1 tRNA gene and 1 rRNA gene are annotated in these 618 nt (G+C 57.1%); both read right to left on the bottom strand.

The features are described from left to right. Nucleotides 1-182: ribosomal RNA gene (locus N5096_RS16680) — 23S ribosomal RNA — on the bottom strand; the annotation flags it as partial. Nucleotides 183-450: 268 nt separating this feature from the next. Then, nucleotides 451-522 (bottom strand) — tRNA-Ala (locus N5096_RS16675). Nucleotides 523-618: the final 96 nt, after the last annotated feature.

The following is a 618-nucleotide window of genomic DNA, read 5'->3' as shown; positions in this document are numbered from 1 at the left end:
TTACTGAGATGTTTCAATTCAGGGAGTTCCCTATTGCGCGTAGCAATTGTAAAACGGATTCCGATTCGGAGATCTCGTGTTCTTTCCCTCCATGCGGGTCCCACGAGCTTTTCGCAGCTTGGCACGTCCTTCGTCGGCTCTCGAGCCGAGCCATTCACCAGCTGGCACAGTAGCCAGTAGTGTTGTTGGACGCGTCTGTGAAGAGTTGTCCAACGGTGTCGTGTGACTGTGAAGTCACCCGACTGTATATGGTTCACTGACGTTCCACGAACTCAGTTGAGTTCAGTGGACGTCTGGATCGCACGTATACACGGTCGTCATCGAATCACCCTGGCGGGGTGTTCGTCGAACCCTTCCCATCCGCGGTTTCCCGGGATGGTGCATCGGTCGTCGTATCCTATCCGAGTCGCGTCGCCCACTTAAGGGGACGGATTCGGAGTCGGAGTGACATGGACTCACTGGGATTCGAACCCAGGGCATCCTCCTTGCAAGGGAGGCACTCTACCGCTGAGCTATGAGCCCACCCTCCCGCGTTGGGAGGGGGTGTAGCGTCTTGTGTGAACCGTGGTCGTTCGTGGGTGTCCAGGCCGGTGGGTGAGTGGACACGGGTGATCATGC

Source organism: Halorubrum yunnanense, from assembly GCF_026586675.1.
In the GTDB taxonomy this organism is placed as follows: Archaea; Halobacteriota; Halobacteria; order Halobacteriales; family Haloferacaceae; genus Halorubrum; species Halorubrum yunnanense.
This window is presented reverse-complemented; position numbering and strand designations above follow the sequence as displayed.